The following is a 13,938-nucleotide window of genomic DNA, read 5'->3' as shown; positions in this document are numbered from 1 at the left end:
CTCCGGGGGCGGTTTCCGTTGCCCTTCCGGGCACTCCGCGCCCGCTCTCGTCGCGCCGACTTGTCCGCCGTGCGGTGAATGCCAGGCTTGTTTATCGACTTTTGCCAAGCGATGGCGACCTCGGGGGGAACCCATGCTGCGTATCCACTTCACCAGCGGAGACCTGGAGAACGTGCGTATCGCGCGTCGACCGGATCCGCTCTGGGAGATCCTCTGCAGCATCTGCTGCCTCCAGCACCGCGAAGGCACGCTCGCCTTCGGCGAATGGCGCCGCACGGCACGGGAGCTGCTGCGCCGGGGCGGCCCGGCCCGCGAGGCGGCCGCCGTCTTACGCAGCCTGATGCCGCGCGCCGCCTACTTCCCGGACTTCCTCACCCCGCCCGTCGAGGAGGACTCCGACGACCTCGGTGCCTACGGTCTGCGCTCCGGTGTCGATCGGGTGCTCTCGACCCCGAAACGGCAACTCCGCCATGAGCTGTCCCTGCTGGCGGCGAGCAGCGGAAGCCCGTGGGCCGGTACGGAGCTGGCCCGGGGCGACACCGGTGCCCTGGCCGTGCTGGGGAACCAGTTCCACACCTACCACCGGGAGTTCATCGAGCCCGCCTGGAACCGGATGGATGCCGAGATAGCCGCCGACACCGCCCGACGCACCCGCTCCCTGGCCCACGGCGGGACGCGCGCGCTGCTGGCGGGGCTGCGGCCGATGGCCGTCTGGGAGCCGCCGGTGCTGACCGCGCGCTATCCGGTCGACCGCGATCTCCACCTCGGGGGCCGGGGACTGCTCCTGATCCCGTCGTACTTCTGCTGGCGCGATCCGATCACGCTGGTGGACGACGGGATGATGCCCGTGCTCATCTACCCGATCGACCGTACGGCCGACGCGCCCGTGTCCACGTCCGCCTCGCTGGGACGGCTGCTGGGCCCGGCCCGCGCTTCGCTCCTGTACGAGGCCGCCGTACGCCCGTCCGCCTCCACCTCCGAACTGGCCGAGGCGACCGGTCTCTCCCTGCCCAGCGTCAGCCAGCAGCTCGCCGTGCTCCGGGAGGGCGGTCTGGTGACCAGCCGCCGCGACGGCAAGCGGGTCCGTCATACGGCGACCCCGCTGGGCCGCCGCGTCCTCCAGGGCTGCTGACCGCCCCGGGGGTCAGGCGACGCGCGGGATGGTCTCGTTGACCTTGGTGGACCAGTTGGTGACGACCGGCTTGTCGACGGTGGCCATGTCGGGGAGTTCGAGGTCGGCCGGGTTGGGGTCGTCCTCGGTGGTGGCGACGATGACGTGGTCGAACTGCACGCCGTATTCGCCGTCGGTGGTCTTGGGGTTGATACCGGCGTACGCGACGGCCGTGCCCGAGAGCTTGATGGGGTCCTCGCCGCCCTGCCCGACCGGGGAGGCGACGCCCTCGGCCTTGGAGCCGAAGGAGACGCTCGGGGTGTTCACGTCCAGGTAGCAGGTGATCCCGGGCTTGGCCTTGGCGGTGAGGCGGTAGTGGCTGATGGGCTGGGCTTCCCAGGTGACCGTGAGGTCCAGGTCGTTGGTGCCGCAGGACTGTCCGTAACCGCTCTTGTCGCCGGAGCCGGAGCCGGAGCCGGAGCCGGAGCCCGAGTCGGAGCCGCTGCCGCTGCCGCTGCCGCTGCCGCTGGTGCCGCCCTTGTCGCCGGAGCCGTTGCTCCCGCCCTTGTCGGCCGAGGAACCGGCGGAGGCCCCGGCGGACGCTCCGGCCGAAGCCCCGGCGGAGGCGCCGGCCCCGATGGCCTCCGCGTTGTCCTCGGGGTCGCAGGCGGTCGTGGTGACGGCGAGGGCCGTCACGGCCGTGGCGGCCAGGAGGAGGCGGGCGGAACGGGCGGCGAGACGCGAGCGCATCGTGATCTCCAGTGGCTTCGGGTGAGGGCGTTTCCTGCTGACACCGAAGACCTTAGGGCTGGGTCGATCCTCAAACGATCGCGCGATTGTCCGTGTTCTGTCTCACTGGATCGGTTCCATGAAAGGCCGTCGGATTTCGTGAATCCCCAGGTCAGGAACGGTGGAACGGTGCTCCCGGAGAGGCGTGTCCCGGCCGGGAGCGTCGCGCGGGCGGGCTGTGGCGGTCAGGCGGAGAGGACCTGGTGGAGGGCTTCGAGGCCGTCGCTGTAGATCTTCTCGAACACGTCGACCGCCTCTTCGTCGGTGGCGTTGAGCGGGTTGAAGCGCCCGGACCACTGGACCTCGGCCATGTCCTCCTGGCCGGGCACCGCGTGGACCCGGAGAGTCGCGATGTAGTCGTCGACGGGAAACGGGGACTCGACGATGACGTAACTCAGAGAGCGTTCGGCGTCGTTGAAGCTCACCAGCCGCTCGACGATGACGATGCTCTCCGGGTTCGACGGGTCCTCCAGCCGGCGGACCCGCCCGCCTTCGAGCATCGTGCTCTGCGGGACGTACGGAAGCCACTCGGGCAGGCCGTGGAAGCCGCCGACGAGGTCCCACACCTTGGCGGGCGAGGCGGGGACCGTGCGGGTGATGGACGTCGAGGCCATGGTCTTTTCTCCTTGATCCGGTTGCATGCGGGGCGAGTTGGGCGCCATGAGGAAGGGGTGCCCGGCGGGGGCTTCCTGGCTAACTGCGCGGACGCCCTCCGCGACACGGCCGCCCGGCCGCACGCTTTCGCCGGAGACAAAAGGACGCGCGCCCCGGTCCCGGTCCCTCGCAGACTCCAAGGGAGCGGCGCGGTACGGGAGACAACTCCACTGATTCGGAAGGGATTTCAACGTCAGGCACGTCTAGTCGAGCCTGTCGCAGGCGGGGCAGTGGCCGGGAACGGGGGCCCGGTAGGCACGGTCGCAGGTGTCGCAGTTCTGGAGGGGGTCGGTGAGTACGACGGCCCGGGGCGGCGAGGGGAGGTAGGTCGTGAGGCGGTAACGGAGGAGTTTGACGGGGTGCTTGAGCGGGCGCGGGAGATCGTTGGTGAGGGCGTGGCGGAGGGCGCTGGGGGTGGTGTCGCGCTCGAACCAGGTGGCGGCGAGAGGTGCGAGGAGTGCGACGTCGTTCCCGGTGAGGGTGATCTCGGGGGCGTGGCGGTGGAGGTCGGAGAGGAGAGAGGTGGCGGCGAGTGTGTACTTGGGGTGGGGCTCGTGGGGGTGAGGCTCGCGGGGGTGGGGGAGCCGGGCCATGGGGGCCGCCTTGGCCGCAGGTGAAGGCATAGGCGCAGGCGCAGGAACAGGCGCAGGAACAGACACAGGCGCAGGAACAGGCGCAGGAACAGACACAGGAACCGGCGCAGGCACAGATACAGACAGAGGCGCGGGCACAGGCACCGGCGCAGGTGCGGACACAGGGACTGGGGCGGGGGCCGGTTGGTGACGTGCGGGACGGGGGTCCGGGCGTCGGTGACCGGTCTCCGCTTCCTTTGCCCGGGAGGCGGTTGCTCGGGAGGCGGTTGCCCGGGACACGGTTGCCCGGGGCTGGTTGTAGGAGCGGGTGCGGGTGACGATCTGGCCGTTGGCGAGGTGCTCGGTTTCGCGGCTGAGGTAGCCGTGGGTTTCGAGTTCGCGTAACGCCTTGGCGATGCGGGTTTCGCCTTCGGGGAAGCGTTCGGCGAGGTGCTTGATGGTGATGCGGGCGCCGTCGGGGAGCGACTGGATGTGGGTGGCGAGCCCGATCGCCAGCAGGGTCAGTTCGCGGTGCTGGGCGAGGTGGTTGCCGATGACGGTGAACCGGCTGGTGTGCCGGGTGTTGACGTGTTCGACGCCGCGTACGGCGGACACGGGGCGCGCGGGCGCGCTAGCCTGCTGGGTACCCATTGGGGAAGCTCTCTTCTTCCTCGGTGGTCAGGCCCTCGGTTGGGAGTGGAAGTCCCGGTCGGGGGCCGACGTATGTGGTGTGGGGTGGTGTTGGCGTGAGCATATGCCCGCAAGCCGCACCAATATCCAGCCCAGTTGGCCAAAGTCACCCAAGTGGGTGACGTAGGGGCCCGCAGGTTACAGACGGGGTGGGTTGGGTTTTTTCAACGTCCTCAAGACAAAGGCCTTAAAAGCTTTTTACGTCGTGGATCGCCGGGTCCCGGCTCGCCGAGACCCGGTTGACCGGGCCCCGGTTCGCCGCGACCCGGCGATCCACGATCCGGTTAACGGGCCGACGTGTGGACCGGCTTTCCGGGCATGGGGCGGTTGGTCTTCATGGTGTGGTGGATCCAGTCCGCGTAGGCGGGGGCGCTGCTGTAGAGGCCGGGCCCCTGCGAGCAGGGCACGCCCGGGGCGCCGGGGCCCGAGGTGACGCCGATCAACTCCCAGCGCCCGTTGCGGCCCCTGGTGATCTGCGGGCCGCCGGAGTCCCCGAAGCAGGCCATGGAGCCGGGCTTGGTGGTGATGGTGCAGAGCCGGGTGCGGTCCGCGTAACCGGGGGCGCATTCGGACTCCGCGCCCCTGCGGGTGTCCAGTTCCTGGAGCCGGTCGGGGAAGGCGAACTCGGTGTCCACGGTGGTGCCGAAACCGAGCAGCCTGGTCGGGGTGCCGGGCTTCCCGGGCTGTCCGGCGATCCGGATGGGCCGCTGGGTCACGGGGCGGTCCAGGCGTACGAGGGCGACGTCGTCCTTGTTGGCGAACGCGTTGTCGCCGTTCACGTAACCGGGGTGGACGAAGGTCCGGTCGATCCCGCGTACGGTGCCGCCGGACTTCCGGTCCGCGCTGCCGACGCGCACGATGCCGTCCAGTTCGAGCCCGTCGCCCCGCACGCAGTGGGCCGCCGTCAGCACCCACTGCCGGTCGATGAGCGACGCCCCGCAGTTGCCGTCCTCCAGGCCCTGGGTGGGGGCCGACATGGGGATGGTCGCCATGAACGGGTAACTCTCGCTCGAATCCGACCCGTTGACGATCGCCGAGGCGTTGCCCGCCAGGGCGGTCGCGCCGACCGTGGCGGCGAGCAGTCCGACAGCTGCGGCCCGGACGGCACGGCGACGGGGGCGACGGGAACGGGTACGGGCCGGGGAGGGGCGGGTCGCGGCGGAGGGGGACGCGGCAGGGTCGGGTGAGGGGGTGCGGAACGCGGAGAGGCTGAACACGGAGGGGTCCTTCTTGCTCGGTGGATCCTTGCGTATTCAGCCTCGGCGTTCCGGCCCCGGCGGCCCATCCGGGCAGCAGGCCACCCCGGGGTACGGAAAACCCCCGCCCGGGGCGGGGGCGGCCCGCCCGGTGACGGGGCGGGCCGGGGTGGATCAGCCGCCGACCGGGACGGCCTCCTCGGCGGAGGTGTGCCAGTTGGTCACGGCGGGGGAGTCGACCGTGATGGTGTCGATGTTCAGCGTCTCCGGATTCGCGTCGCTCTCGCCGGTGGCCACGACCATGATGCCGATCTCCAGGCCGCCGTTCGTGTTGGTGGTCTTCGGAGTCATCCCGGCGTAGGCGGTGGTGGCGCCGCTCAGCTTGATTTCCTTGGCCGGGGTCTGGTCGAACGGCTTCGCCTCGGTGCCGTCGGAGCCGAAGGCCACGGTCGGGGGGTTGGCGGGGAGGAAGCAGGTGATGCCCGGCTTCGCCTTCGCGGTGATGAGGAGGTAGCCGCCCGCCTGGCTCTCGGTCCTGGTGCCCCAGGTGAGGTCGTTCGCGCCGCAGACCTGGCCGACCTGTCCCCGGCCGGTGCCGCCGTCGGTGCCCGAGCCGCCGGCCTGGTCGCTCCCCTTGTCCGAGCCCTGGCCGCTGTCCGCGCCGGAGGAGCCGGACGAGGCGGCGGCGGAGGCGGAGTTCTGCGGGGCGGCGCTGTCCGCGCCCCCGTCGCCACCCGGGTCCTCGCAGGCCGTCATCAGCATCGCGCCGCCCACGAGCACAGCGGATACGAGAAAGGCCTTGCGCCGGTTGCCGGACATGAGAAAACCCCTTGCTGATCGATGACGTGCTGATCTGCGGCCTGCCGCGAAGCTCCGTCGGCCCCGCGCCGCCCGCTTGATCACTATGAGGGAACCGCGAGGTCAGAGGGGGTGGAAGTCCCCGTATCCGGACGTCGTTGTGGCATGTCCGTGACATGATCGCGATGTGGTTGCCCCTCCGTCGAACCGGGGGTTTCCCCATGGCCGTCCCTCGAAGGCGGCCGCGCTCGCGGTCGCCGGACTTGCCGGGTGCGGTCTGGTCATGGGGAGAAGGCGGAGGACACCAGCACGCTGTGCGGGAAGATCACCTCCGTACGGCTGGAGAACCGGCCTCGGGGAACATCGGTGCAGCGGTTATCGGTGAGAACGATCACGGGGCCGTCCAGCACAGTGATCCACTGCGCCGCTGGGGTTCGGTGAAACGCCTCTGGCCTGGTGCGAAGCTGGCCACGGTCCGGCTCGTGCCAGTGGAATTTCTGAGCGATGAGCAGGCCGAGGCGTACGGGACGTTCGCCGAGGAGCCGACGAGGCCCGAGCTGGAGCGGTTCTTCTTCCTGGACGACGCGGACCGGGAGCTGGTGGAGTCGAAGCGGCGCTCGCACAACCGGCTGGGCTTCGCCGCTCAGCTGACGACGGTGCGCTACCTCGGGGTGCTCCTGGACGCCCCGACCGACGTGCCGGTGGAGGTCGCGGGCTACCTGTCCGAGCAGCTGGACATGGCCGAGCCGGACCCGGACTCCGTGCCCGGCGACGTCGGCCACCTCGCGCAGCCCTTCGGCCGGACCGCGACTGCGGGCCGCCCGCCCCGCGGCCCTCCGCTTCGCCGGGCCCCGCCCGCACCCCGGGCGGCAGCGGCGCGAGGTCCTGGGACACCCTTCCGTCCCGGCTGTGATTCACGTCACTGCCGGCGGCTCGGTGCAGCACCTGGCCCCGTTCCGCCGTCATGGGGGCAGTGATCGGGACGGGACGAGGAGAGGAGGTCGGCGGGTGAGGTTTCGCAGGAGCGGTCCGGGCATCGGATTCACGGAGTTCGTCGCACAGCGGTCGGGAGCGTTGTTCCGCGCCGCGTATGCGCTGACCGGTGACGTGCACGTGGCCGAGGATCTGGTGCAGGAGGCGCTGGAGCGGGCGTGCCGACAGTGGCGGAAGGTCTCGGTGGCGGACTCGCCGGAGGCGTACGTGCGCAAAGTGCTGGTCAACCTGGCCAACGACCGCTGGCGGCGGCTGTCGCGCCGGGGCGAGCGCCCCGGGCTGTCGGGGGTGCCCGAGACGGCCGACCCCCGGGACCGGTTCGGGCAGGTGGATCTGCGCGCGGAACTGATCGAGGCACTGCTCGGGCTGCCGATGGGCATGCGCAGCGTGGTGGTCCTGTACTACCTGCACGATCTGGACGTCCGGCAGATCGCCGATGTCCTGGACATCTCTTCGAGTGCGGTGAGGTCCCAGCTCGCCCGCGGCCTGGCCAAGCTGCGCGATTCCGTATCGGGCGCCCAGGCGCCGCACACACCGTCGGCCGCTTTCGGAGGTACGAAGTGACGAACACGTCGTCCGGACCGGCCCCGTTCGAGCCGGGCCTCGAAGCCGAGCTGCGTGCCGCGGTGGCCTCCTTCGCCGACGGGCCGACGGCGCCGGTCGTCGATGCGGCCGCGATCGAGCGAGCCGTCAGCCGCAGCCGCACCCGCCGGGCGCTCCTCGGCACCGCTGCGGCGTGCTGCGTGCTGGCGTGCGCCACGGTGGGGTTCTTCGCGCTGAAGCCCGTGCCGCCCGCGCCTGGTGCCTCCCCGTCCCTGTCCTCACCGGCGAACGGGGCGTGCACCCCGCTCGCCACCGGCACCCCCAAGAGCGGAAGCGCCGATGCGACTCCGACACAGGAGCAGGAGCAGACCGCAGGAGCGGGCATCGAGCTGCCGGACCTGGCCGGCATGCCGGTCGAACAGGCCGGAAGCCTGCTGCGCGGACTCGGACTGAGCTGCACGATCATGCGGCACACGGACTGGAACGCTCCCGCCGGGCAGGTGATCAGCAGTCAGCCCAGGGGCGGCGCAGAACCGGTGGCACCGGGCTCGTCCGTCCTCCTGCTGGTCTCGACGGGCAAACCCGGCGGAACCTGAGCGACCGGGCCCTTCGGCCCGCGCACCGGCCGAGTGACCCAGGGGCCGGTGCCGGGCAGTCCGTCGACCGCGGCGCACCGGCTGGACGCCCGCCCCTCCGGGCCGCTGCCGGATGGGCACCCGTTCAGCCCAGGAGTTCGCGGAGCCCGGCGGTGTCGATGACGCGGGCCCGGGACGGGAAGACCTTCTCGACGAGGACCCGGTGGACCTCCGGGTCGCGGTCGGCGACACAGTCGGACAGGACGTAGAGGCGGAAGTCACGGTCGGCGGCGTCCATCACCGTCGACAGGACGACGCCGCTGGTGCTGATCCCGGCGAGGACCAACGTGTCGATGCCGCGCTCGGCCAGTCGGGCGTACAGGTCGGTGGTGGAGGCGGCGCCATAGCGGACCTTGCGGACGACGATGTCGCCGTCCTGCGGGGCGACCGCCGGGTGGAACCGGGTGGTCCCGTCCTCGTGGTGCATCGCCTTCGCGGCGGCGGCCGCGCCGAAGGACACATTGCGGTCGGGGACGGCGTCCCAGTCGTCTTCCGTGAAGGCGACCCGGACGTGTCCGACGGTGCCCCCGGCGGCCCGGACATCGGCGATCGCGCCCGCCACCCGGGCGAGGAGCGCGTCGGGTTCGGGGGCGAGCGGGACGATCCCGTTCTGGAAGTCCATCGACAGCAGCGCGGTCCGCCCGGCGACGAGGGCGGGAGCGGCGGGGGTGGTCATCGCGGGTCTCTCCTTGCGGGGTTACGGGAATCGGGGCGGCGGGAAACGGGGCCGGGGCCCGCGTACGGCGGTGCGGTGAAGGTCCGGCCGAAGGGCTTGCGGGCGGGCGCCCGGGTATCGCGGGCTCGGCCCCGGCGGAGGCCGCTCTCACCGGGAGCCTTCGCCCAGGTCGATGTCGGCCAGCCGCTCCAGGAGCTCGATCGCCCTGCCCACGTCCGTGTGTCCGTCCGCCGCCACGACCCGGTCGACGGCGCGGGCCAGGAAGGCGGCGCGGCCCGCGAGCAGCCTGTCGATCAGCGCGGTCGCGGAGCCGTCGGCACTCATCAGCTTCTTGCGGCCGTCCCGCGGATCCGGCTCGCGGTGGACCAGGCCCGCCGCCTTGGGCACGGCAAGGCTCTGGGCGAGGGCCTGCGCGCCGACGTGCTGGGTCGCGGCCGGCCGGGCCGCCGTGACGGTGCGGGTGTCCGGCAGGGGCCCGAGGTCCTGGGGTCGGCCGTCAGCGTTTGGCCGAGTTCGCCCGGGCGGAGCGGATCACGCCCGCCGCGGCGATCAGGAAGCCGACGCCCATCAGCATGCAGAGCGACCAGGCGATGGACGGCAGGGGATGGGTGCCGAGGAAGAGCGGGGCCATGGTGGCCAGGGTGGACAGCGCGCCGACGAAGAAGACGATCGCGCCGATCCGGACCAGCCGGTCGCCCGCGCCAGAAGGTGTAGTACTCACCCCGCCAGGGTATGTCCCGGCGGCGACGAACCGCTGTTCGGCCACCGGGGTCCCCGAGGGGTGTCGTTTCCGGACAGAGTCCGGATGATCAGGCTTGACGGCGGGTACCCCCCCTGGGGAGGCTGCTGCCAGCAGGGGACAGCACCACCACTGGATAGCCTGACCTGCTGAGGCTTTGTTCCGGCATACGGGCATACGGGTTGAGATGGGGTGCGTGCTTTGCCGACTGGCAAGGTCAAGTGGTTCAACAGCGAGAAGGGCTTCGGTTTCCTTTCCCGCGACGACGGCGGAGATGTCTTCGTGCACTCCTCCGTGCTGCCCGACGGCGTGGACGCCCTCAAGCCGGGACAGCGCGTCGAATTCGGCGTCGTCGCAGGTCAGCGTGGGGACCAGGCGCTCTCGGTGACGGTTTTGGACCCGACCCCCTCCGTCGCGGCCGCACAGCGCCGCAAGCCGGACGAGCTCGCGTCCATCGTGCAGGACCTGACCACCCTGCTGGAGAACATCACCCCGATGCTGGAGCGCGGCCGGTACCCCGACAAGGCGGCCGGCAAGAAGATCGGCGGTCTGCTGCGCGCGGTGGCCGATCAGCTCGACGTCTGACCGGATCGACCTCCGGCCGGCTGCCCGGCTCGACGTCCGACCGGCTCGACGTCTCACGTCCGACCCGGCCCCCGAACGGTGGCCGGGATCAGACGAACGCCAGTGCGTCCGGGGCGAGGGGCGGTACGAGTCCCTCGGCCGCCGCGCGGGTCAGCAGACCCCGGATCGCCGCGTAGCCGGCCTCGCCGAGGTCGGCGGTGAACTCGTTGACGTACAGCCCGATGTGCTGGTCCGCCACGGCGGGATCCATCTCCTGGGCGTGCTCCAGCACATAGGGGCGGGACGCCTCCGGGTCGTCCCAGGCCGCCCGCACCGAGGCGCGCACCGACTCGGCGAGCAGCTTCAGGGTCTCCGTACCCAGCGAGCGCTTGGCGATGATCGCGCCCAGCGGGATCGGCAGCCCGGTCGTGTCCTCCCAGTGGCGGCCCATGTCGGCGAGGTTGTGCAGCCCGTAGTTCTGGTACGTGAACCGGGCCTCGTGGATCACGAGACCGGCGTCCACCTTCCCGTCCCGCACCGCGGGCATGATCTCGTCGAACGGCATGACGACGATCTCGCCGACCCCGCCCGGCACCATCTCGGCCGCCCAGAGGCGGAACAGCAGATAGGCGGTGGAGCGCTCGCTCGGCACGGCGACGGTCCGGCCCGTCAGGTCCGTACCCGGCTCCCGGGTGAGGACGAGCGGGCCGCAGCCCCGGCCCAGCGCCCCGCCGCACGGCAGCAGCGCGTACTCGTCGAGGACCCACGGCAGCACCGCGTACGAGACCTTCAGGACGTCCAGCTCACCGCGCTCGGCCAGGCCGTTGGTGATGTCGATGTCCGCGAAGGTGACATCGAGGGCGGGCGCGTCCGGGATCCGGCCGTGCGCCCAGGCATCGAAGACGAAGGTGTCGTTCGGGCAGGGCGAGTAGGCGATCCGGAGCGGGGCCGCCGGGGCGGGCACCTGGTCAGGCGTCGTGGTGGTCATGGCTGGTCCAACCTTCCAGTACGGGGGCGAGCTTCCCGAACGCGGTGGCGAGGGCGGTCAGGGCGTCGCCGATGCGCCAGGCGTCCCGGTCGCGCGGGCCGACCGCGTTCGACACGGCCCTGATCTCCAGGACGGGCACGCCGGCGAGCCCGGCGGCCTCCGCGACCCCGAAGCCCTCCATCGCCTCGGCGGCGGCCGCCGGGTGCGCGGCACGCAGGGCGGCGGCGCGCTCGGCGCTGCCGGTCACGGTGGAGACGGTGAGCACGTCACCGGTGGCCGCGCCGGTGGCGTCGGCCACGGCCCGGACCAGCGACCGGGGCGGGAGGTGCTGGTCGCGCCCGAAGCCCAGGCCGGTGACGGGCACGAAGCCCTCGGGCGTCTCGGCGCCCAGGTCGGCGGCGACGAGACGGCCGGCCACCACGAGGGAGCCGACCGGGGCGAGCGGGGCGAAACCGCCGCCGATCCCGGCCGACACCACCAGGCCGTAACCGTCCCCGGCCGGGCCGCCGGCGGCCAGTGCGAAGGCCGTCGACGCCGCCGCGGCGGCCGGGCCCACACCGCCCGCCAGCACGTCGAAGGGGCCCGCGCGGTGGATCTCCGCACCGGGCACCCGGCGCACGGAAGGCTCCCCGAACATGCGCGTGACCGCGTCCCGTTCCACCGGGACAGCGGTCACGACGAGCACACGCACGGAAGAACTCTCCGGAGTCGGGAAGAGGCCGGAAACCGGCCGGGCGACGGTCGGAAGACGGTCAGGAGGACTTCTTCAGCTCGAAGTGCCAGACGCCGACGAGCTGCTTGTCCTTGGTCTCCACGATGGAGATCTGCGTCTTGTCCGCCGTCTCACCGGTCTGGCTGGAGAAGAACGCGGAGCCCGGGATGGACCGGTAGGTCTTCGTGTACGGCTCCTGCTCGGCCTGCTGGCCGTTGATGAACAGGGTCCAGCCGTTGTCCGCGATCTCGGGGTCGACGCCGAAGCGGACCTTGTCGTCCATCGCGACCTCGACGGACTTCTCCGCCTTCTTGTTGAGGCAGCTCTGGTACTCGGACTTCTTGAGGGCCTTGCCGTCGTTGTAGCAGGACGCCTCGGTGCTCACCGAGTTGCCACCGACCGTTACGGTCGCGAGCGGCGTCGGCTTGTCGCAGGCGGAGAGGACGAGGAGTCCCGCGGACACGGCACCAAGAGCGACGCCGATTCGACGGCCCTTACCGGAGAAGAACGCAACGGTCATGGGCCGAAGGCTATCGGGCGCTCCGGTTCACGCCACGCGGGGGTGCGGCGAGCCGCGTCGTGCGGCGCCCACCAGACCCCGTACGGACGTTGCGGCGCCGAGGGCGAGGAGGCCCGCCGCGACCGCCATGCCCAGTACGCCGTTGAGGGGCAGGGCGATGCCGATACCGCCCCCGACCACCCACGCCATCTGGAGCGCCGTCTCGGACCGGGCGAACGCGGAGGCCCGCACCTCCTCCGGTACGTCCCGCTGGATCATCGCGTCCAGCGACAGCTTCGACAGGGCCAGGGTGGAACCCGCGACGGCGCTCAGCGCGGCGACCGTCACCGTGCCGAAGAACAGCGCGGCGAGCACCGCGGTGGCCAGGGCCAGGGCCAGCACCGCCACGACGATCGCCTCGGGGGCGCGGGCCCGGAGCCAGGAGCCGACCGCCGTACCGATCGCGTTCCCCGCCCCGGCGGCGACGCCGACGACGCCGAGCGAGACGACGGCGCTCTGCCCGGGGAACGGGTGCTCGCGCAGCAGGAAGGCCAGGAAGAAGATCAGGAAGCCGGAGAGCGCGCGGTGCGCGGCGTTGGCCTGGAGACCGTTCAGTACGGACGGGCCCACCGAACGCAGTCCGGGGCGCCTCTCCCCGTTGTCCTTCCGGCCGCCCCGCCCCGTGCCGGACCGGGAGACCGCCTCGTGCGGCGGGACCAGCCGGGCCCGCCGCTCGCCCTTCGCGGAGTCGACCTTGCCCGGCAGCGTGAAGGCCAGCACGGTCCCGCCGAGGAAGACCACGCACGCCCCGTACAGCGGCCAGGCGGACCCGACGAGCTGGAGCCCGGCCCCGATCGGCGCGGCGATCCCGGTCGCCAGCAGCCCGGCCAGGGTCACCCGGGAGTTCGCCTTCACCAGCGAGAAGCGCGGCGGCAGCAGCCTCGGCACCACGGCGCTGCGCACCACCCCGTACGCCTTCGAGCAGACCAGGACGCCCAGCGCGGCCGGATACAGCTCCAGCCCGCCGGTGGCCACCGCACCCGAGAGGGCGACCGCGAGCACCGCACGGGCCAGCATCGACGCCGCCATCGCGGCGCGGCGGCCGTGCGGCAGCCGGTCCAGGAGCGGGCCGATCACCGGGGCGAGGAGGACGAACGGCGCCATCGTCACGGCCAGGTAGAGGGCGACCCGGCCGCGGGCCTCGTCGGTCGGCACGGAGAAGAAGACCGTCGAGGCGAGCGCGACCGTGATCATCACGTCGCCCGCGCCGTTCACGGCGTGCAGCTCGATCAGCTTGCCGAGGCCGGACTCCCCGGCGCCGTGCGCGTGCGTCGCCCGCCGGACGGCGCGGGCGGTGCCGGTGAACGGGGCGCGCAGGGCGCGGCCGACCGCCCGGCCCGTCCTGCGGACCGGCCCGGGGTCCTGGTGCGACCTGGCGGCAGCCACGTCGCCATACTGCCCCAGAGGCGGTCGGGACGTACGGGCTTCGGCGCACGGCGCGCCCCGTACGGTCAGCGGTCCGGCACCGCGTCCCGGCGGACGTGCCCGGCGGCCCGTTCGCGGACGGAGGGTCCCGGACACGACACCGGATACGGCCTCGTTTGGGACGGGCAGGTGGGCGGGGCGCGGCGGAGAGGGTAGCGTGCGTAGCGCGCCACCGGCGATTGTTCTCGGCCGCGCGCCTCTCGGCGATCCCGCAGAATGGGAAGCGAAAGGTGTGCCCGAGGCAGGCAACAACGGGTGTGGACGTCGACGCGGCCCCCAGGTCCGCTCCGCCCG

The 13,938-nt window shown here is 72.1% G+C and carries 16 protein-coding genes and 1 pseudogene; 5 read left to right on the top strand and 12 right to left on the bottom strand.

The window, feature by feature from the left end; all coding sequences use genetic code 11:
* Positions 1-133: 133 nt before the first annotated feature.
* Entirely contained in the window at positions 134-1,132 is a 999-nt protein-coding gene (locus tag ACWC97_RS28215) for an ArsR/SmtB family transcription factor (protein ID WP_352278623.1), read from the top strand.
* A gap of 12 nt (positions 1,133-1,144) precedes the next feature.
* On the opposite strand, the gene ACWC97_RS28210 is transcribed toward ACWC97_RS28215, so the two are convergent.
* The 5 genes from ACWC97_RS28210 to ACWC97_RS28190 form a co-directional block, all read right to left on the bottom strand.
* Positions 1,145-1,861: a hypothetical protein gene (locus tag ACWC97_RS28210; RefSeq protein ID WP_352278625.1), complete on the bottom strand. Its 717-nt coding sequence runs from the start codon at positions 1,859-1,861 to the stop codon at positions 1,145-1,147.
* A 224-nt stretch (positions 1,862-2,085) separates the two neighbouring features.
* Complete coding sequence (locus ACWC97_RS28205; protein ID WP_392280833.1) at positions 2,086-2,514, bottom strand: SRPBCC family protein; 429 nt, start codon at positions 2,512-2,514, stop codon at positions 2,086-2,088.
* A gap of 243 nt (positions 2,515-2,757) precedes the next feature.
* Positions 2,758-3,147, bottom strand: a complete 390-nt coding sequence (locus ACWC97_RS28200; protein WP_450652298.1) for a hypothetical protein — start codon at positions 3,145-3,147, stop codon at positions 2,758-2,760.
* A 953-nt stretch (positions 3,148-4,100) separates the two neighbouring features.
* Positions 4,101-4,898, bottom strand: coding sequence for a S1 family peptidase (locus tag ACWC97_RS28195; RefSeq protein WP_450652409.1), 798 nt, complete (start codon positions 4,896-4,898; stop codon positions 4,101-4,103).
* 288 nt (positions 4,899-5,186) lie between these two features.
* Positions 5,187-5,831 (bottom strand): DUF4232 domain-containing protein, encoded by a 645-nt coding sequence (locus ACWC97_RS28190; protein ID WP_352278628.1) that lies wholly within the window; start codon positions 5,829-5,831, stop codon positions 5,187-5,189.
* 461 nt (positions 5,832-6,292) lie between these two features.
* Between ACWC97_RS28190 and ACWC97_RS28185 the strand changes: the two are divergent.
* From ACWC97_RS28185 to ACWC97_RS28175, 3 genes and pseudogenes are all read left to right on the top strand, one after another.
* Positions 6,293-6,559: pseudogene (locus tag ACWC97_RS28185) on the top strand (DUF4158 domain-containing protein); the annotation flags it as partial.
* A 286-nt stretch (positions 6,560-6,845) separates the two neighbouring features.
* Positions 6,846-7,367, top strand: a complete 522-nt coding sequence (locus ACWC97_RS28180) for a SigE family RNA polymerase sigma factor (RefSeq protein WP_450652407.1) — start codon at positions 6,846-6,848, stop codon at positions 7,365-7,367.
* A complete protein-coding gene (locus ACWC97_RS28175; RefSeq protein WP_450652296.1) occupies positions 7,364-7,942 on the top strand; it encodes a PASTA domain-containing protein in 579 nt (192 codons plus the stop codon). The genes ACWC97_RS28180 and ACWC97_RS28175 overlap by 4 nt, the downstream gene beginning before the upstream one ends.
* A gap of 124 nt (positions 7,943-8,066) precedes the next feature.
* Here the strand turns inward: ACWC97_RS28175 and ACWC97_RS28170 are convergent, their stop codons facing one another.
* From ACWC97_RS28170 to ACWC97_RS28160, 3 genes are all read right to left on the bottom strand, one after another.
* Positions 8,067-8,657: a cysteine hydrolase family protein gene (locus tag ACWC97_RS28170; RefSeq protein WP_450652295.1), complete on the bottom strand. Its 591-nt coding sequence runs from the start codon at positions 8,655-8,657 to the stop codon at positions 8,067-8,069.
* A gap of 147 nt (positions 8,658-8,804) precedes the next feature.
* The gene (locus ACWC97_RS28165; RefSeq protein ID WP_352278633.1) at positions 8,805-9,044 is read right to left on the bottom strand and encodes a hypothetical protein; all 240 of its coding nucleotides are present in this window, start codon (positions 9,042-9,044) and stop codon (positions 8,805-8,807) included.
* 109 nt (positions 9,045-9,153) lie between these two features.
* On the bottom strand, positions 9,154-9,378 hold the full coding sequence (locus ACWC97_RS28160) for a hypothetical protein (RefSeq protein ID WP_352278635.1): 225 nt from the start codon (positions 9,376-9,378) through the stop codon (positions 9,154-9,156).
* A 219-nt stretch (positions 9,379-9,597) separates the two neighbouring features.
* Between ACWC97_RS28160 and ACWC97_RS28155 the strand changes: the two genes are divergently transcribed.
* Positions 9,598-9,981, top strand: coding sequence for a cold-shock protein (locus ACWC97_RS28155; protein ID WP_352278636.1), 384 nt, complete (start codon positions 9,598-9,600; stop codon positions 9,979-9,981).
* 88 nt (positions 9,982-10,069) lie between these two features.
* Here ACWC97_RS28155 and ACWC97_RS28150 read toward each other — a convergent pair whose 3' ends face one another.
* From ACWC97_RS28150 to ACWC97_RS28135, 4 genes are all read right to left on the bottom strand, one after another.
* A complete protein-coding gene (locus ACWC97_RS28150) occupies positions 10,070-10,948 on the bottom strand; it encodes a 1,4-dihydroxy-6-naphthoate synthase (protein ID WP_352278638.1) in 879 nt (292 codons plus the stop codon).
* On the bottom strand, positions 10,929-11,639 hold the full coding sequence (locus tag ACWC97_RS28145) for a futalosine hydrolase (protein ID WP_352278640.1): 711 nt from the start codon (positions 11,637-11,639) through the stop codon (positions 10,929-10,931). Before ACWC97_RS28145 ends, ACWC97_RS28150 begins: the two co-directional genes overlap by 20 nt.
* Positions 11,640-11,700: 61 nt before the next feature.
* Positions 11,701-12,180, bottom strand: a complete 480-nt coding sequence (locus tag ACWC97_RS28140; protein ID WP_352278642.1) for a DUF2771 domain-containing protein — start codon at positions 12,178-12,180, stop codon at positions 11,701-11,703.
* Positions 12,181-12,207: 27 nt separating this feature from the next.
* Positions 12,208-13,605 (bottom strand): MFS transporter, encoded by a 1,398-nt coding sequence (locus ACWC97_RS28135; RefSeq protein WP_450652291.1) that lies wholly within the window; start codon positions 13,603-13,605, stop codon positions 12,208-12,210.
* Between the last annotated feature and the right edge of the window lie 333 nt (positions 13,606-13,938).

This window comes from Streptomyces sp. NPDC001108 (assembly GCF_053598535.1).
Note: the sequence above shows the minus strand (reverse complement) of the source record. Positions and strands in the feature narration are given on the sequence as shown.